The organism is Paenibacillus sp. P46E, from assembly GCF_001909095.1.
In the GTDB taxonomy this organism is placed as follows: Bacteria; Bacillota; Bacilli; order Paenibacillales; family Paenibacillaceae; genus Paenibacillus_AQ; species Paenibacillus_AQ helianthi.
In genome coordinates this window covers 154,651-173,242 of sequence record NZ_LVYZ01000014.1, presented here as the reverse complement: position 1 = coordinate 173,242, position 18,592 = coordinate 154,651, and the positions used below count along the sequence as shown (strand labels likewise).

Sequence of the window (18,592 nt, the reverse complement as noted above, 5' to 3'; positions counted from 1 at the left end):
GTACGGGGTACGGGGTACGGGGGCCCCACAGTCTACACCACCCGATTTTTGCCGCAACCCGCCTTCCATAACTCATTAGGCGTGGTTCCACCACCCACGGCTCCACGGAAAAAGCCTGACGCGTAATCCGCGTCAGGCTTTTTTTGCCGAGTGGTGTTGCCGAGTGTGCTGCCAAGCGCTTGTTCAGACCCGTTCCCGGAGCCTCGCAAAGCAGCAACAATAGAGTACTTTCCAGCTTTTCCGGACTTCACATCTCTTCCAGATTTTCCGGACTTTCTGCATCTTCCCAGCTTTTCGGGATTTCACATCTCTTCCATCTTTTCCGACCTTCCCAGCCTTTCCGACCTTCCCATCATCCCAACCGTTCTATTTCAGCTAGCCAATCTCAGCCCAGCCCATTGCAAGGTCATTCCAATCCCTTCCGCGACTCATTTCTTATTCATCTTGAAGCGCAGGAACAGCTCGTTGTAGTGAGCGAGCATCCGTTTGCCGAGGTTGTCGTAGACCTCCAGCTTGTCGGTGATTTCGGCGGGCGGGTAGAAGCGGGTATCCCCGGAGATATCCTCGGGAAGCAGCTTCAGCGCCGGAATGTTGGGAGTGGAGTAACCGACATACTCTGCGTTTTTGGCGGCCACATCGGGCCGGAGCATGAAGTCAATGAACTTGTGCGCCCCTTCCACGTTGGCTGCCTTGCGCGGAATGACCATGTTATCGAACCATTTGTTCGAGCCTTCCTTCGGCACCACGTAATCCAGCTTGTCATTCTGGTCCATGATTTCCGAAGCATCGCCGGACCATACGATCCCAACAGCCGCTTCTTCGTTCGCCAGCAGCATCTTGATCTCATCGCCGACAATCGCCTTCACGTTAGGCGAGAGCCTGTCAAGCTTGGCCAGCGCCTCCTGAAGATGCTCCTCATTCTTATCATTGACCGAATAGTGCAGACTGTTCAGCGCCATACCCATGACCTCACGGGCACCATCCACAAGGAAGATATTATTCTTCAGCCTGCTGTCCCACAGGGAATCCCAGCTGCTGAAATCCATGCCCTTGGTCATGTCCGGGTTGAAGATAATCCCGACCGTCCCCCAGAAATAGGGCACGGAATACACGTTGCCCGGATCGAACGACAGATTCATAAACCGCGAATCGATGTTGGCCAGATTCGGAATCTTGCTTTTATCCAGCGGCAGCAGCAGGTTCTCTTCCCGCATTTTGGCAATGGCGTAGTCGGACGGGACCACAACATCGAAGTTCGTACCGCCCTGCTCAACCTTGGTCAGCATAGCTTCATTGGAGTCAAACGTCTGGTAGATAACCGTGATTCCGGTCTCTTTCTCGAACTGCTTCAACAGCTCAGGCTCAATATAATCGCCCCAGTTATAGATAGTCAGCGTATTCCCACCGGAATATCCCTCAGCCGAGTTCAGCCGGGCCGCGAGAAACATCAGCCCGAAAGCCACAATAAGAATCGCCAGAAATGCATTTACCAGTTGCTTCATCTAGGCACCCCCATTTCGGCCGCAGGCTCGGTGAGCGGAGCTGCCGGGCGGTTTTTGCGTCGGTTCAGGAAATAATACCCGGTCACCAGCAGAATGGTGAACAGGAAGATCAGCGTCGATAGCGCATTGATCGACAGAGATACACCTTGCCGCGCGCGGGAGTAGATCTCCACCGACAGCGTAGAGTATCCATTCCCGGTAACAAAGAACGTCACCGCAAAATCATCCAGTGAATAGGTCAGGGCCATGAAAAACCCGCTGAAAATCCCTGGCTTGATAATCGGCAGCACGACCTTCGTCAGCACATCGCGGCGGCTGGCCCCGAGATCCCGGGCCGCATCGGTCAGCGTCGGACTCATCTCCTGCAGATGCGGCAGGATCATCAGCACAGCAATCGGCACACTGAATGCCACATGCGAGAGCAGGACTGACGTGAAGCCAAGCTTAACGCCGACAATGGTGAACAGGATGAGGAACGAGGCCCCGATAATGACGTCGGGACTGACGATTAGCACATTGTTCAGCGAGAGCAGCGTGTTTTTAGCCCGGCGGCTGCGTGTACGTTGAATGGCCAGTGCGCCGATAATCGCAATCAGCGTAGCGATCGCCGATGACAGCAGCGCAATGACCAGTGTGTTAATGACAATAATCATCAGCCGGGTATCCTGAAGGACCTCGCGGTAATACTCCAGCGTGAAGCCCTTGAATTCATGCATCGTACCCCCGCTATTGAACGAGTAATACATCAGATACAGAATCGGTGCATAGAGCACGGCGAAGACCAGGACCAGATACAGGTTGGCAAATCCGTTTTTATTCTTCACTAGCGCACCCCTTTCCGTGAGCCGCCCGTCAGCACCATGAACAGCGCCATAATGACGATCAGGAAGACGGCAACCGTTGAACCCATGCCCCAGTCCTGTGTGACCAGAAAATGCTGTTCAATCGCGGTACCCAGGGTAATCACACGGTTGCCGGCGATAAGGCGCGTAATCATGAACAGCGACAATGCCGGAATGAACACCGCCATGCAGCCGGAACGCACTCCCGAGATCGTCAGCGGAAAAATCACCCGCCGGAAGGTCGTCCATCCGGATGCGCCCAAATCACGCGCGGCATCCACCAGCGACAAATTCAGCTCCTCCAGAGCGCTGAAGATCGGCAGGATCATGAACGGAATAAAGATATACACCGACACAAATACAAAGCTGAAACCCGTGAACAGAATCTGCTGTTCCCCGATCCCGAGCAGGTCAAAGAAATTATTAATCGGCCCAAAGGTGCCAAAAATTCCAATGAATGCATACGTCTTCAGCAGCAGATTAATCCAAGTGGGGAGAATAATCAGCAGCAGCCACAGCTGCTTATGCTTGGTCCGTGTGAGCAGATAGGCTGCCGGATAAGCAACCAAAAGCGAGAACACCGTGATCAGGAATGCATACCAGAAGGAGTTAAGCATCATCCGCATATATACTGGTGTGAAGAAGTTAATATAGTTATCCAGAGTGAGATGTCCGTCCAGGTCAAACAGGGAATAATAGAGGACGAGCAGCACCGGCGCGATGACAAACAGCGCGATCCACAAGTAATAAGGGATGAGAACATACGACCGGCCCTTATTGTTCATGGCTTTCCACCTCGCCGTACGCTTCCAGACGTTTGTCGAATTCTTCCTCCGTTTCACCGAAACGCATAACATGAATGGCTTCCGGGTCAAAATAAAGCCCGATTTCACTGCCGACCTCGGCCTTCCGGGTGGAATGGACCAGCCACTCATGACCGGATTCATCATAGCAGCTGATCTCATAATGTACGCCCCGGAACAGCTGGGAATCTACGCGCACGCGCAGCTTGCCCTGCTCAAGTGTGGCGATTTCCAGATCCTCAGGACGAATGACAATCTCTACCGCTTCATTCCGTTTGAGTCCCGCATCGACACATTCAAACCGGTGCCCGCCCCACTCCACGAGGTAGTCATCAATCATCACACCGGGCACAATATTCGACTCTCCGATGAAATCGGCCACGAAACGGTTGATCGGCTCATCATAAATATCATTGGGCGTGCCGCTCTGTTCGATCCGTCCGCCGTTCATGACGAAGATCCAGTCCGACATCGCGAGCGCCTCTTCCTGGTCATGGGTCACGAAGATGAAGGTAATGCCCAGCCGCTGCTGCATTTCCCGCAGAATATACTGCATCTCTGTACGAAGCTTCAGGTCCAGTGCTGATAACGGTTCATCCAGCAGCAGCACCTGCGGCTCGTTGACAATGGCGCGGGCAATCGCTACACGCTGTCTTTGTCCCCCGGACATTTCATTAATAGCCCGCTGATCGTAGCCTACAAGGTTCACAAAGCGCAGCGCCTCCTGCACCTTTTGCGTGATCACATCCTTCTTAAGCTTCTTAATGCGCAGTCCGAAGGCCACATTCTCGAATACGTTCAGGTGCGGAAACAGGGCATAATCCTGAAAAACTGTATTGACCTGCCGTTCATTAGCGGGAATGTGGTTGATTAATTGGCCATTGAGAACAATTGAGCCTTCCGTTGGCTCGGCGAAGCCGGCGATCAACCGCAGAATAGTCGTCTTGCCGCAGCCCGAAGGGCCCAGCAGGGTATAGAACTTGCCGCGTTCGATCTCGAAGCTGACGCCTTTTAGTACCGGCTCTTCATCGTCGTATTGTTTAACCACCTGGTCAAAAGAAATAATAGTGCCTTCCGGGGTAGCTATAGCTAACAACCTCCCTTACCTTATGTAATTAATACAACCTATTTTACCCGCAACCTGCGGGGGACAATCGAAGTGGCATGCTCAGCGCGAGTAAGCGACAGTTCCCCCCTTCCTTCGACATACTTCCATAATATACAGCATAAAGGATAAGTCCTATATATGCGATAGCATACATTGGTTAAAATCAGTACCGGAAACTTAACAAGTTCGTAAAAATTAAGGCTCTTCCGGCCCGTTTTGCGGTGCTATAATGAAAACGGCTGAAAGTTATTTCATTTTTTCTCTTAATAACCTGAAAGAAGATGACCCCTATGAACGAAGGATTACAGGACCGCCTGGAGAAATTTGGACTGTCTTTATATATGATACGCGTTACACTGGCTGCTTCACTCTCCTGGCTGACGGTACACACCTTGTATGGAGACAGCTACTTATATTTCGCTCCACTGGCGGCGATTCTGATCACTCAGGGGAGCGTCAAGGCTTCCTTTGAAAAAGGTGTATACCGGATGACCGGCGTTGTGCTGGGCGGAATTGTGAGCTTGATCGTGGGACGATTCTTCGATGTCGGAGCACTCTCCATTCTGCTGATGCTGCTGGTTGGCATCGGAATCGCGACTGCCTGCCGGATTAATATCCAAGCCATCTCCCAGGTCGGTGTAACCTCTGTTCTGGCCCTCACCTTCTATCATGACCATTATATCGAGTGGCGGGTCGCCGAAACGCTTATCGGAGTCATTATTGCTCTAATCATCAATATGATTATCGTTCCGCCCAAGGGGTTCGTCAAGGTCAAGGGCTTGGCATTCGAAGGCAGTCTACTGCTGGCTGATGCCCTAAGCGGCCTTGCGGGTGGCGGACGGGGAGCGCCTCAGGTTTCGGATACGTTGGCACGTTCCGCTTCGCTGCTGGCGAGGAGCGAGCAGCAGCAAAAGGAGCTGCATTATACCTTAACGCATTACCAGTGCCGCAGCGAGCTTCGCGGACTCTCCCAGGCTACCGCACATCTCAAGCAAATTCAATGCTATGTCAAGGAGATCAGCTCAGAGATTGCGTTGCTGCCAACACATCATGCCGCGTCTGACTGGATGGCGGAGATCGTAAACGCCACCGCAGACTGCATCGCTCTCTATGGTACCAAAACACTCTCAGATGCCGAAAGCCAGCATCCGCTTCCCGAGTCATTGCGCCGGGCCCGCGACCTTCAGCTAGCCTGGTTCTCGGAGCTGCAGGGACAATGCTCACTGACCTCCATCCGCGATCTCGGCGCGGTCTTCTCCCACCTGAACCGGGTGCTGGAGGAAATCGAACAGGCCGACTACGTGGTGATATCAGCCGCACCGCAGAACAGCAAGACAGAGGCTACCCGCGCTATGCACTTCATACAAAAAGGACTCTCCCACAAGCTTTAGGCTTGGGAGCGTCCTTTTTTTCTGGAATATCGGCCATACTCCCCCGCAAAATCCCCTTTTAATTCAGAATTCAATAAATAGAAAAAATCCTTAATTACATTTAATTTACAATAAATCAACAATTAGCTACATTTATCATTATTTATAGTCTAAATCAATTATTCCAGTTGAAAATTCGCTACTTAAGTACTAGAATTAATGTTGTTTACTGAAGTTTTTATTGGACAGAGTGCCAGTATTGACCAGTTTTTTGTCGATTACAGTCGATTTAATGGGCCTTGTACTGAGTATATATCATTGATCTATTCCTAAAGGCAAACTGTCTGAAAGGACAGGACGCAAAGCCATGGGCCTAAGAGTACAGGTATTGCTGTTTTATGGTCGCCAGGTTGCCAATAGAGACGCCATTTGGTCGGATATCCCAAGATATCGCATCACGGCTCCATGATGTTCTTTTCTGTACAGATACCATTGATTATACGAAAAGTGAGGTTACGAGAATGCCGCAGCATATTATCGAACGTTCACGGTACGAGTTCATTGCTTCCATGCTTCTTGGAAAGCACAATCTCATGGATCTTTATTCTGTGGATGCTCAGACGTTTGGCGGAACAGACAGAGCGAAGAACGGCGTTATCATTATCCAGAACAACCAAATTTTCATCACGCCTCCTCTGCCTGGCGGCATGCCCGCTGTAATTTCAGCTGTCCATCCCGTAATCCTTAAGATCAATGGCCAAACCCTCACAGAGCCAACGCCAATCACGTCTGCAGATGATCTCACCTGGGAGATTTGCGAGAAGCCACAATACCAGATTACTGTATCCGATGATAAGCTCAAAGTGTACTTTACGCTTTACCGTGCCGAAAGATATGCCTGGAATCTGGTCAACAGTCCGGCTTCAGCCAATGTCACGGTCCGTGCAGAAATGAACCGTGATTCCTTGTTGTCCGTTCTGTCGATAGCGCAGATTATGTCTGGCTTTGAGAAAAGATCCATTGTCAGCTCGCTCAACATCCCCGCTCTCTATGAAGAACTGAACAACCCGACCTATCTTCCTGTCTGCATAGCAGAAGGCAAGGCTCCCGTACCCGGGACCAATGCGAGACTGGAGCTGCTGTTTCAGAAGAAGATAGACAATGCCTTCAAAGGGACCTGCCCTTCTGATGATGAATCCAGCCACTATGAATTCCTTACTGTAGAAGAAGGCGAAGTGTTTGCACAGAAGCTCCCACCCCAAGAGGGCCTTCCCGGATTCACCGTGTATGGCGGTGTCCTTCCCCCGCCCCCACCGCGGGACCTTACTCTATTGACCGGACACTATGCGGTACTGCTTCCAGGGGGACAGATCGCTGCCCGCTGTAAAGGCAGACCGCGCATTACCGGATACGGAACCTTTGTAAAAACGATTGATTTCCCCCAAACCTATAGGGTTCCGCAGAATGATGCCGTGGAACCTGCCACCATCAGGTTCGCGGGAGATATTATTGCAGCTCATCCTCTGAACAAGAACACGGTTATTGAAGCCCTGGGTAATGTATACATATACGGTGACGTTCACCACTCCAGAATCTCGGCAACAGGCAGTATATTTATCAGCGGCAAAGCAGTCGATAGTGAATTGTACGCCGGAGCGTTCGGCGCCGCACACCACCGTCTGTGCAGCTTTTCCGAGCTGCTGATCCAAGAGATCTCCAGTCTGAGGGAAGCCGCTAAGAACCTTGCCGAGACGGTCGAGTCCACGATGCAGACCGTTAAGTACGGCTTAGTCATTATGCTGCTGCTGGAGAGCAAATATGATCATCTTCCCCTTTTAATTAACGATATGCGGGAACTGTTGTCGGACTTGAGCGCTGACTACCCCCAGGATACCAAAATTGTGAGGCACATGATGGATATCTTTCTGAAACCCGGACATTTTACCGACCTCATTACGGATGCGGGAATAGGCTCTTTTCTGAGCCTGCTTAAAAACCTTATCGAGGGCATCTCCCTCATGCAGGAGGAGCAAGTCCGGATCGATATTTCGGGGGCACTGAACAGCATCATTAAATCCGGCGGAGATATTCATATTCATGGGGAAGGGATTGGCCGTAGCACGCTGTGTTCCTGCGGCGATATTTATTTTGCAAAGGACGGTTCCATGTGCTCCGACTCTGCTATGGAAGCAGAGGGAACGATCACAGCTCAGAATGTCAGCGGAGAGTCCCTTCCCGGATCGCTCCTTGTGGCAGGTCAACAAATCACAGCGAGCACCATTCATAATGCATCAATAACCATAGACGGGTATTCCTTGGAGATTGCTAACCCTGACGGAGGAGTTATCTTTACAGCCAAGAGCTTGAAACAGAAATGCAAAGAATCAGGGGCTGTCCCCGTCGAATAACCACCAGAATCCTCTACATACAGCATGAATCGCCAAAAGAAACAAAGAGACCCTGCAGAGCCGCGTGGCGGCATCCTGCAGGGTCTCTTTGCCGGACACTCAAGATTCGTACTGGGGTCTTTCCAGCTCAAACGTCCGGCCGATAGCCGCATATGAAGCTCCGGCAAGACGGCTGACCGGCTTCAGCTTCGCAGCGTCAATGCGCCCGCCCTGAATCAGTTCATCCTCTATATAGAAGCAGAGCACTTCGCCGACCAGCATATCGCAGTGTCCCAGCTCCACATGCCGTACGAGACGGCATTCCATGGCGATCCTACACTCCTCTATACGCGGAACCCGGATCATCTGCCCGGGTATTGGCGTAAGTCCAGCCAATTCCACCTCGCTGATGCCTTCAGGGGCATTGATCGAGGTATGATTAATGGCGCCAACATTATCCTCGTCCACGATATGTACAACAAACTCTCCATTCACCAGAATATTGCTTGCGGTATGCTTCATCTCTCCGGTGGCCTTGCGCACACAGGAGATCATAATCATTGGAGGTTCATCATTCACAATATTAAAAAAGCTAAACGGGGCGGCGTTCACTACGCCATGTTCGTTCATCGAGGTGACAAAGGCAATGGGCCGCGGAATAATGCTGCCGATCAGCAGCTTGTAGTTATCATGCGCCGTTTGTTCAGAAGCTTTGATATACATGGTATACCTCCAATTAATGAGTAGGACGTCTTAGGGTTCTTCGGCTTATTCTAACATTAACGAGAACAATGCTGCTTACAATAAGCAGGAGGCCAATCACCAGATTCAAGGTAATCTGCTCATGCAGCAGCACTACACTTGAACCGATGGAGATTAACGGAATCAGGAAGGTGAACGAACCTACTCTGCCCGCCTCCCCATCCTTAATAAGATTGAAATATACCATCCAGCCCAGGGCAATCACAAATACGGAAATAAACAGGGTGTTCAAGATAAAAGCCGCATTCCATGTGATATCCGCCCAGCTCTCGGTCACTGACCCTGCGGCCAGCAGAATGATGCCGCCGATCATAATCTGCATGGCGGTCATCCAGAGCATATCTACCCGCGCCGCATTGCGTTTGGTATAGACCGTGGCAAACGCCCAACTGAGCGCACTGGCCAAGGCGAGTACAATTCCCTGGACCGAGATGCTCCCGTTGAAGCCGCCGATGCTGAGCGAGGCCACACCGAGGAAACCAAGCAGGAGACCGGCCAGCTTCAGCCCGTACATGCTCTCCCCCAGCCAGATCCAGGCGAAGATACCGAGCAGCACCGGCTGCAGGAAGACGATGGCCGAGAACAGACCGGAGGGCACATACTGCAGGCCAATGGTCTGGAAGCCATAATAGAAGACGATACTTAGAAAAGCCGAAATCAGATAGACCGGCCACAGCCGCTTGAACTCAAGCTTCTTCCACTTCGGAAGCGCAGCAAATATAAGAATTACACCAGCGATCACGGTGCGGATGCCGGCAAACAAAAGCGGCGGAGCGTAATGTAAGGCAATTTTGGAAAGAGGCCAATTGATGCCCCAGACAATAACCAGAAAGATAAGCAGGGCTATGGTTTTCCTCTGCTGATGCATGTATTCACCTCTTGTTCTATTTTCAACCTAATGATACATTAAAATTAGTTATAATTGAAATGAATTATACTCATAAGGGGCATACCAAATCTGATATGAACAATACTCAAATTCGTTTGTTTGTCAGTATCGCCGAAAGCGGCAGCTTCACCAAAGCCGGATTGGAAATGAATATGACCCAGCCGGCAGTCAGCCGCGCGATCTCTGCACTGGAGGCGGAGCTTGCGGTGAAGCTGCTGCTGCGCGACCGGCGCAACGGGCTGATGCTGACCGATATCGGCAAGCGCGTCCTTGTTATTTTCCGCGAGATTCTGATCGGGTATGACAAAGTGGAACAGGAGATCGCCGCTGAGAAGGGGCTGGAGAAGGGGCTGATCCGAATCGGGGCATTTCCAGTTGCCTCGGCCCACCTGGTGCCGAAGATTATTCGCGAAATCGCGGCAAGCTATCCCGAAATTGAGATCAGGCTGTATGAAGGAACCGTAGCCGAGGTAAAGGAATGGCTGGAAGCCCGGATTATCGATGTGGGACTGATCATTCCGCCGGAAGGGGAGTTCGACTCCGTTCCTCTTTATCGGGAGAAGCTGTATGCTGTGCTCCAGGATAACCATCCGCTCCGGCACAAGCACGTCATTTGCGTGAAGGATCTGGAAGATGAGCCGATGCTGATCTGCAGATCCGGATATGAGCCTCCGGTGGTTGATTTATTCAAGCGGGGTGACAGTAAGCTGAATGTAAAATATGAGGTCAGCAGCTATATGACTGCACTGAGTATGGTGAAGGAAGGGCTGGCTGTGGGCGTGATGTCCCAGCTCTCACTGCTCTCGCTTCCTCCGGGTGTAATTATCCGGGAGCTTGCTCCCGATGCCTACCGCGATATTCATCTCGCGGTCAACTCCCTTGCAGAGGTTTCGATTGCCGTCAGATTGTTCATGGATACCGCACTGCGGCTGAGTCCGGACTCCGGTACTGCGGTCCCCCCGTCCATTCATGGCGGACAAGTGTAGCTGTGTATTTTGAATGAAAAAGGAGTGAACCCTAGTGAAATTTAACCGTTTGGGCCACAGCGGGCTGCAGGTCTCTGCGCTAGGCCTCGGAACCAATGCATTCGGAAAAAGAGCCGATGAGCAGACCTCCATTGATATTATTCATGCCGCGCTCGATCAGGGAATTAACTTTATAGACACCGCGAATATTTACGCCGGGACGGAATCAGAGCGTATCATCGGGCTGGCGCTTGAGGGGAGACGGCAAAGAGCGGTCTTGGCTACCAAAGCAGGGCTGCCGGTACATGGAGGACCCGGGGGCAGCGGCTCTTCCCGTCATCATCTGATGCAGGAGCTGGAGGGAAGCCTGCGCCGCCTGAAGACAGAGTATGTGGATCTGTATCAGATACATACCTTCGATCCCTATACACCGCTGGAAGAAACCCTCCGTACCTTAGATGATATGGTATCCGCAGGCAAGGTCCGCTATATCGGCGCTTCCAATTATGCTGCCTGGGAGCTCATGAAGGCACTGGGAATCAGCGAAGCCCGCAATCTGGTCAAGTATGTCTCCATTCAGACCAGCTATTCTCTTGCCGACCGCACACCGGAGGGTGAGCTGCTTCCCCTCTGTCTGGATCAGGGAATCGGCATTATCCCTTACTTCCCGCTGGCCGGAGGCATACTCACAGGCAAATATGGCGGCAGCGGGCCTGCGCCTGCTGGCTCCAGAGCGCAGACTGATCCGAACTTCAGCCGCTTCCTGACCACAGACCGGATCGCTCTTGGCAGTACAGTCGGAGGCGTCGCCACTGAGCTGGCGACCTCCCCAACTGTGCTGTCGCTGGCCTGGCTGATGCACCAGCCAGCCGTCTCCACCGTTATTGTCGGCGCTACGAAGACCGCGCAGCTACAAGAAAGCATTCAGAGCGCTTCGCTCACTCTGGACGGCGGAACCCTGCACCGGCTGGACGAAGCCAGCCGGGTCTTCCGGCACGGCGAGCCGTTCGCCTACTACCGGCTGCCGTAGACAACGCAGCTCAGCCGCTGCCTTATGTGAATGGCAGCGGCTGATTACTATAACGTAGGCGCTTGTGCACAAGCCAATAACGGTCTTTATGACTTGGAAGTCAGGGAGGCCGGAGTATAAATCAGGCAGCGCAGGGTCTTCCCGGGATAACGAAGTTCTGCTGTATAGGAGCTTCCGTCTTTCAGTTTAACCAGGACTGCTACAACCCCGCGTTTGTCATATGCGCTGTTCTTAAGGATAGAGGTGCTGGCAATTGCACGGGTTTCACCCTGTTTGTCGGCCACGATAGTCCGGGCCGCTTGAAGCCAGCTGGAATCCACATTGAATAGACGGGTCACACACTCTCTTGCTTTATCGAGGGGTTCAGCCTCACCGATGTCCTTATGATCGGGCTGCGGCTTCACATCGTTCAGGCTTAGCACATAGCTCTAGCGATAATTCCAATCGATCAAATGCAGCATTTTCTCATCCGTCAGGGCACGCTCGGGACCCAATTCCCTCTATTTCACAAACCCTGTAACCTTTCCCCAACCCTTGGGGTATGGAGGCTATCCATCTTAGACGCCAATAGGCCGGACGCTACTCTCCCAGCGGGAGTAAGCGTCCGACCTATTTAACTGTCTATATTACACAGCGTTACACAGCAGCGATAAAATGCTCCATATCCTCTTTTACAGTTGTAATACCGCTAATTCCGAAGGTGTCTACCAGGACCTGGGCCACGTTCGGGGAGAGGAAGGCCGGCAGCGTCGGGCCGAGGTGAATATTCTTGACCCCCAGATGCAGCAGGGCCAGCAGGACAATAACTGCCTTTTGCTCGTACCAGGCAATATTGTAGGCAATCGGCAGATCATTGATGTCATCCAGTCCGAATACCTCTTTCAGCTTCAGCGCAATGACGACCAGAGAATAGGAATCGTTGCATTGTCCGGCATCCAGCACGCGGGGAATCCCGCCGATCTCACCAAGCGCCAGTTTATTGTATTTATACTTCGCACAGCCCGCCGTCAGAATCACTGTATCTCCCGGCAGTTCGGCAGCAAAATCAGTATAGTAATTCCGGCTCTTCATCCGGCCGTCACAGCCTGCCATCACGAAGAACTGCTTGATCGCACCGCTCTGTACCGCTTCCACCACCTGATCGGCCACATTCATTACCGCAGCATGGGCGAAGCCTCCGACAATCTCTCCGGTTTCGATTTCAGTCGGTGCTTCGCAGTTCTTAGCCTGTTCAATGACCGCAGAGAAATCCTTCTCCCCGTTCTCATCAGCCGCAATATGCTGCACTCCGGGGAAGCCGGTATGGCCAGTAGTGTACAGACGGTTTATATAGCTCTCCTTAGGAGGTACAATACAGTTCGTCGTCATCAGAATCGGACCATTAAAGCTCGCAAATTCCTCCGTTTGCTTCCACCAGGCGTTCCCGTAATTGCCTACGAAATGGCTGTACTTTTTGAAGGCAGGATAATAGTGGGCCGGCAGCATTTCACTGTGTGTATACACGTCCACTCCGGTCCCTTCCGTCTGCTTCAGGAGCGCCTCCATATCCTTCAGGTCATGCCCGCTGATTAGAATCCCCGGACGGGTTCCCACACCGATATTCACCTTGGTGATCTCCGGGTTGCCGTAAGTCGTTGTATTCGCCCGGTCCAGCAGCGCCATCACATCCACACCCAGCTTCCCGCATTCCAGAACAAGTGCCGTCAACTCATCACCGCTTAGTGTGTCATCCAGTGCCGCAGCCAACCCTTTTTCCATAAAAGCCTGTGCACCGGGTTCGTAATAACCCAGCACCGCCGCATGCTCCATATAGGCCGCCATCCCCTTCAGCCCATAGGTCAGCAGCTCGCGCAGGGAACGGATATCCTCATGCTCTGTGGCCAGAACACCTACCTCTTGCGCTTTCAGCATCAGTTCTTCGTCCGTACCGGCAACCCAGAGGGCTGCGTCATGACCGGAAAGGGCAACCTCTGCCCCTGCCAGCTTCAGTCTGTCTCTCCACTGGTCACGAATCTTCAGGCCTTCTCTGATGCTTGCAGTAAAATGCTCTGGGGTGAAGTTTGCATTAGTGATGGTAGCAAACATGCTCCCGGTCATAAATTTCTCCGTAGCCGGATCGTTGATCCCGAGTTCGCGGCCCCGCCGTGCATAGATCGCAATGCCTTTTAGCGTGTACAGCAGCAGATCCTGGAGATTAGCCACCTCGCTGGTTTTGCCGCAGACACCCTGGATCGTACAGCCTGATCCCTTTGCTGCCTCCTGACATTGAAAACAGAACATTTCGCTCATTCACGTTCACTCCTTATAGGTTATTGGAACCTTGCGAGGACCTCTTCATCCCGCCTTTACAGTTACCAGTAATTGTAGTAGACTTTCGTCGAACAATCGGTAACGGATGTTACCGGATACTTAAAATTCAGGAGGAAATCTATGAAACCGCACCCTGCTGTACTGCAGGCCTGTCTGCTGTTTCGGGGACGGTCTGTGGAAGAGATTGAAGCGCTGCTGCAAAAGATGATCTACACCGTCAGCGAGTATCCGAAGAAAGCTGTAATCCTGGCTGAAGGTGATACGGCTGACCGTCTAGGCATCGTGCTCTCCGGGCGGGTGGAGGTGCAGAAGAACCATCCCACCGGCAGCGGTGTCACCATTGCCCATCTGAATCAAGGGCAGACCATTGGCGAGGCCGTTCTGTTCCGCAGGAACAACAGCGTTCCCGCCACGGCAACCGCCGCTGACCCCTGTACCATTATGTTCATCGGCAAGCAGGAGCTGCTGCGCATGTTCACGGCAGATACAGACATGCTGACCCGGTTCATTGAGAACCTGTCCGAGCGTCTGGTGCTGGTCAACCGGAAGATTGAGATGCTCTCCGCAGGCCCATTGCGGCGCCGGATTGTCGATTTCCTGCTGGAGCAGGCTGAACTGCAGTCTTCCGATCAGATCCGCCTTCCTTTCAGCCGAAAAGAATGGGCAGAGCATTTAAATACAGCAAGGCCTTCACTTTCCCGTGAAATGGGGATTCTGCGTGATCAGGGCTGGATTCAGTTCAAGGGCAGGGAGATTGCCCTGCTGGACAGGGTTCAAATGAAGGATTACATTTATAGCGTAGAAGCGGCTCCCGGGGGTAACCGTTGAAGCGGTTCAACTGAAATATAGAGGATATGAGATGAGCTAAAGAACTTACGTAGGGGGAGATGAACTGTTATGGAGCGAAAACAGGTGTTTACAGGCTCGCCTTGGGAGTCAACTGTAGGGTACTGCCGGGCTATCCGGGTTGGGACCCGGATTGAAGTGGCAGGAACAACAGCGATGAAGGACGGGGAAGTTGTCGGTAAAGGAGATCCCTACGGGCAGACCCGGTATATCCTGGAGATTATTGAGAAGGCGCTTGGCGAATTAGGTGCAGGTCTCGCAAATGTTGTACGAACAAGAATGTTCGTTACGGATATCTCCAAATGGGAGGAATTCGGAAAAGCTCATGGGGAGTTTTTCAAGGATATCCAGCCTGTTGCGACAATGGTTGAGGTACAAGCGCTGATCGACCCCGATCTGCTGATTGAAATTGAAGTAGAAGCAATTGCACCCTAAAAAAAGGTACAAATGATTCCTCTCTCCATAGTGGCTGCCATCGGCGCTCCAACAACGGCGTTTCTGCCGTTGTTTCAGAGCGAGTTGGCTATTTGCGCTTCGGATATGGACTCTCAAGTTTTCCTCAGGTTCAGCCGGCACTTCTGGCGGCAACCCAGGCGGCGACCTCTTTTTCCGGGATCGGTCTGCTGATAAAATAGCCCTGGATCTTGTCACAGTTTGTACGCTCCAGAAAAGCCAGCTGGTCCTGCGTCTCTACGCCTTCGGCGGTTACGTTCAATCCCATGTCATGTCCGATAGTGACAATGGAGCTGGCCAGCGACATATTGTTCGGTGCATCAATGCTGTCGATAAAAGACTTGTCGATCTTCAGTGTGGTAATCGGCAACTGCTTCAGATAACTCAGTGAGGAGTAACCTGTCCCGAAGTCGTCCAGCGCAATACCGATCCCCTTCTGCTTCAGAGGTTCCAGCTTGGAGCTGATCGCTTGGAAGGATTCCACAAAGATCGACTCCGTAATCTCCAGCTCCAGATACTCCGGTGCAAGCCCAGTTTCCCTAAGTATGGTCAGCACCATTTCCGTGAAGTCATCCAGCATCAGCTGGATCACTGAAATATTGACCGAGATGTGATAACCTTCGTAACCCTGTGCATGCAGCTCCTTCATGAAGCGGCAGGCATTCCGGAGGACCCATTCGCCAATCGGAACAATCAGCCGGCAATCCTCAGCGATCGTGATGAATGACAGCGGAGATACCAAGCCAAGCACAGGACTGTTCCAGCGGATTAATGCCTCAAAGCCCCAAATGTCGCCTGAGCCGATATCCACCAGCGGCTGGTAGTGCAGCGACAATTCATTGTTTGCGATCGCATTTCTTAAGTGATGCTCCACAATCATCCGCTCATCAAAATGCCGCTGCATCTCCTCACCATACATGACATAAGTGCCCTTGCCTTCCTCCTTCGCCTTATACATCGCGATATCGGCATTCTTCAGCAGCTCACCGGCACTGGTCCCATTCTCCGGATACCTGGCAATTCCGATACTGACCGAGATATGCACACTGCTGTCATTAAGCTCAAAAGGCTCACCGAAGCCCTGAACCAGTGACTCCGCACAGAAAATAACCTCAGAATATCCTTCAATATCCTTGATTAGAATCACAAATTCATCCCCGCCAAAACGGAAATGCAAACACCGCCCGTCTGATAATTCCAGCAGCCGTTCACCCGCCTTCACCAGCAGCTGATCACCCAAGGTGTGGCCCATGGTGTCGTTAATGTATTTAAAGTTATCGATATCGAGAAAAAAGAGTGCGGCTCGTCCGTCCGGATGCTCTTCGATAAAATTCTCCAGCTCTTCAGACAGTGACAGACGGTTTGGCAGACCGCTCAGGATATCGTTGTAGGCCAAATACCGGTATTTCTCTTCACTGGTCTGCAGCAGCTCCTGATTCTCCACAACCTTGTTATACTGCTCCAGAAGCTCATCCTGCAGAGCCGTGAGCTCTTCATAAGTGGACTCCAGCTCCTGATAGCTCATTTGGAGCTTACTCTCATAGCTCTTGCGGTCCGTAACATCAATCATTGATCCCGCAAAACGGACATATCCTCCGGCCGCATTCCGCAGCACTTTGCCCCGGGCCTGAAACCATTTATACTCCCCTGACTTACAGCGCATCCGGTATTCTGCATAATAATACGAAGAACGTCCCTCCAAATGCTGTGAACGCGCCTTTTCCTGCTGCTCCGCATCCTCAGGATGGACAATATCCCTCCATCCCCCATGGCTCTCATTAATCTCATCACGTTCATAGCCCAGCAGCTCATACCAGCTGTCCGAGAAATAATAGATCATCGTAGACATATCCACGTCCCAGATCACCGCATCCGAACCATAGGCAGCAAGACTAAAGCGCTCATTGCTTTTCTCCAGGTTACTTCTCATCCGCTTCACCAGCTGGACATAGAACAACAAGATAAAGATAAAGGTCACCAGTACGGCAAAAGCAGCGATAATGCTCAGAACCAGCGTCTTATAGGTTTCATAGAAGGAAAAAGGTTTGTTGATAATCTCGCTGCCTGTTGGCAGCTTATTCATGGAAATATCAAAATGCCGAAGCTCGTTATAGTCGAAAACATTCCGTTTGGTGCCATCTGTAACAATCGGCAGTTCATCGGCAGGTTTACCCTGAAGAATACGCAGCGCCAGTCCGGCCGAAGTCTGGCCCTGGATTTTGCCGCTGATCAGGCTCCCGCCAAAAGCCCCATGATTCAGGCCGAAATCATATAAATGGTATACCGGTACGCTGCTGCTGTTTGCCAGCTCACTGGCGAATCTATTAAATTCGATAATTCTGCCGGTGGAATCACTATAATATGTAGTCATCAATACAATACTGTCTGAAGACAGGGTAGAGACATTTTGTTTGATCTGTTCAATGGAGAAACGGTTCATAGGAATGATCTCGAGACCCCGGTTAAGCGAGGTAATCTGATCCATAACCATTTGGCCCGTGGAGAGTCCGCTTTCAGAGTTGTCAAATACAACATATACCTTGCGGATCAGGGGGTTAATATGCAGTGCCATTTGTATGGTTTGGGAAGAGTTAATCTGTTCGATCACACCGGTCAGATTGTGCTTGTCCCGGATGCTGGCCACACCGCGTTCATTGACACCACTGAATATAATCGGCGCATCGTGCAGGAGCTCCTGCCGGTATTTCAAGGCGAAGCTAAGCGCGGCGTCATCGGTGGTAATGATGGCATCGATAGGGGTATTCTGGTATTTGAACTTGATTCTATTGTACAATTGCTGGAGATTTTCCTGGCTTGGGTAGCGTTTCCAGTCCATATACTCTGTATAGATCAAAGGCACATTACCTGCACCTTTCAGAATCTCTTCGATACCCGTGCTTTGCTCATCCGTCCACTCGAAACCCTTCTGATAGGAATGAATCACCAGCACATTCTTCGGAAGAGCCTCCTCGGCACTGGCGGTGAATGACGGGTACAGAAATACGCACAGCATGACACACAGAATCAGAGGCACAAGCCAGCCCTGCAAACCTTTGAGATGAAATCTCCCTACACCCATTAGTATACCCCCATGCATCTATCCCAAAGTCTTCCTCTTACTCTAAAAGCAGGTCCCCATAACCTTCGGAGCTGCACAATAATATGAGGAGTTTCGACAATATACTAATTCGTTGACCAGCTTCAGCTTCCCTCTTTATATATCATTTTCATTTAATTATACGGGGAACGTTTATTTTTTAAAACCCGGCTTTCTAGACAGCTTAAGGCATACGGGATAGAATAAATTAGCAGTAACCCCTTAGAC

At 51.5% G+C, this 18,592-nt stretch carries 16 protein-coding genes and 1 riboswitch; of the genes, 6 read left to right on the top strand and 10 right to left on the bottom strand.

Going from position 1 to position 18,592, the window contains the following annotated elements; genetic code table 11:
• Nucleotides 1-32 precede the first annotated feature (32 nt).
• The 5 genes from A3849_RS32280 to A3849_RS04305 all read right to left on the bottom strand — a co-directional run bounded on the left by A3849_RS32280 (nt 33) and on the right by A3849_RS04305 (nt 4,243).
• Entirely contained in the window at nt 33-251 is a 219-nt protein-coding gene (locus A3849_RS32280; protein ID WP_143191731.1) for a hypothetical protein, read from the bottom strand.
• Nucleotides 252-428: 177 nt separating this feature from the next.
• A complete protein-coding gene (locus tag A3849_RS04320) occupies nt 429-1,502 on the bottom strand; it encodes an ABC transporter substrate-binding protein (RefSeq protein WP_074110324.1) in 1,074 nt (357 codons plus the stop codon).
• A complete protein-coding gene (locus A3849_RS04315; protein ID WP_074110323.1) occupies nt 1,499-2,326 on the bottom strand; it encodes an ABC transporter permease in 828 nt (275 codons plus the stop codon). Before A3849_RS04315 ends, A3849_RS04320 begins: the two co-directional genes overlap by 4 nt.
• Nucleotides 2,326-3,129 carry an ABC transporter permease gene (locus A3849_RS04310; protein WP_074110322.1) on the bottom strand — a complete coding sequence of 268 codons (804 nt, stop codon included), beginning with the start codon at nt 3,127-3,129 and terminating at the stop codon, nt 2,326-2,328. The genes A3849_RS04315 and A3849_RS04310 overlap by 1 nt, the downstream gene beginning before the upstream one ends.
• On the bottom strand, nt 3,119-4,243 hold the full coding sequence (locus tag A3849_RS04305; RefSeq protein WP_074110321.1) for an ABC transporter ATP-binding protein: 1,125 nt from the start codon (nt 4,241-4,243) through the stop codon (nt 3,119-3,121). Before A3849_RS04305 ends, A3849_RS04310 begins: the two co-directional genes overlap by 11 nt.
• Nucleotides 4,244-4,545: 302 nt before the next feature.
• On the opposite strand from A3849_RS04305, the gene A3849_RS04300 reads away from it, so the two are divergent.
• Together A3849_RS04300 and A3849_RS04295 are read left to right on the top strand one after the other, a co-directional pair.
• Nucleotides 4,546-5,646, top strand: a complete 1,101-nt coding sequence (locus A3849_RS04300) for an FUSC family protein (protein ID WP_074110320.1) — start codon at nt 4,546-4,548, stop codon at nt 5,644-5,646.
• 303 nt (nt 5,647-5,949) lie between these two features.
• Nucleotides 5,950-6,043, top strand: a riboswitch (cyclic di-GMP riboswitch).
• A gap of 103 nt (nt 6,044-6,146) precedes the next feature.
• Complete coding sequence (locus A3849_RS04295) at nt 6,147-8,033, top strand: flagellar assembly protein A (protein ID WP_074110319.1); 1,887 nt, start codon at nt 6,147-6,149, stop codon at nt 8,031-8,033.
• Nucleotides 8,034-8,132: 99 nt separating this feature from the next.
• Here the strand turns inward: A3849_RS04295 and A3849_RS04290 are convergent, their stop codons facing one another.
• Nucleotides 8,133-8,735 (bottom strand): flavin reductase family protein, encoded by a 603-nt coding sequence (locus A3849_RS04290; RefSeq protein WP_074110318.1) that lies wholly within the window; start codon nt 8,733-8,735, stop codon nt 8,133-8,135.
• A gap of 13 nt (nt 8,736-8,748) precedes the next feature.
• On the bottom strand, nt 8,749-9,642 hold the full coding sequence (locus A3849_RS04285; protein ID WP_074110317.1) for a DMT family transporter: 894 nt from the start codon (nt 9,640-9,642) through the stop codon (nt 8,749-8,751).
• Nucleotides 9,643-9,737: 95 nt separating this feature from the next.
• On the opposite strand from A3849_RS04285, the gene A3849_RS04280 reads away from it, so the two are divergent.
• The gene (locus A3849_RS04280; protein WP_074110316.1) at nt 9,738-10,649 is read left to right on the top strand and encodes a LysR family transcriptional regulator; all 912 of its coding nucleotides are present in this window, start codon (nt 9,738-9,740) and stop codon (nt 10,647-10,649) included.
• A 34-nt stretch (nt 10,650-10,683) separates the two neighbouring features.
• Entirely contained in the window at nt 10,684-11,658 is a 975-nt protein-coding gene (locus A3849_RS04275) for an aldo/keto reductase (protein ID WP_074110315.1), read from the top strand.
• 86 nt (nt 11,659-11,744) lie between these two features.
• Here A3849_RS04275 and A3849_RS04270 read toward each other — a convergent pair whose 3' ends face one another.
• Together A3849_RS04270 and hcp are read right to left on the bottom strand one after the other, a co-directional pair.
• A complete protein-coding gene (locus tag A3849_RS04270) occupies nt 11,745-12,080 on the bottom strand; it encodes a hypothetical protein (RefSeq protein ID WP_074110314.1) in 336 nt (111 codons plus the stop codon).
• Between the two features lie 214 nt (nt 12,081-12,294).
• Nucleotides 12,295-13,947, bottom strand: coding sequence for a hydroxylamine reductase (gene hcp / locus A3849_RS04265; RefSeq protein ID WP_083613359.1), 1,653 nt, complete (start codon nt 13,945-13,947; stop codon nt 12,295-12,297).
• Nucleotides 13,948-14,088: 141 nt separating this feature from the next.
• On the opposite strand from hcp, the gene A3849_RS04260 reads away from it, so the two are divergent.
• A complete protein-coding gene (locus A3849_RS04260) occupies nt 14,089-14,796 on the top strand; it encodes a Crp/Fnr family transcriptional regulator (RefSeq protein WP_074110313.1) in 708 nt (235 codons plus the stop codon).
• A gap of 69 nt (nt 14,797-14,865) precedes the next feature.
• A complete protein-coding gene (locus A3849_RS04255; RefSeq protein WP_074088443.1) occupies nt 14,866-15,249 on the top strand; it encodes a RidA family protein in 384 nt (127 codons plus the stop codon).
• A gap of 130 nt (nt 15,250-15,379) precedes the next feature.
• Here A3849_RS04255 and A3849_RS04250 read toward each other — a convergent pair whose 3' ends face one another.
• A complete protein-coding gene (locus tag A3849_RS04250; protein WP_074110312.1) occupies nt 15,380-18,346 on the bottom strand; it encodes an ABC transporter substrate binding protein in 2,967 nt (988 codons plus the stop codon).
• Between the last annotated feature and the right edge of the window lie 246 nt (nt 18,347-18,592).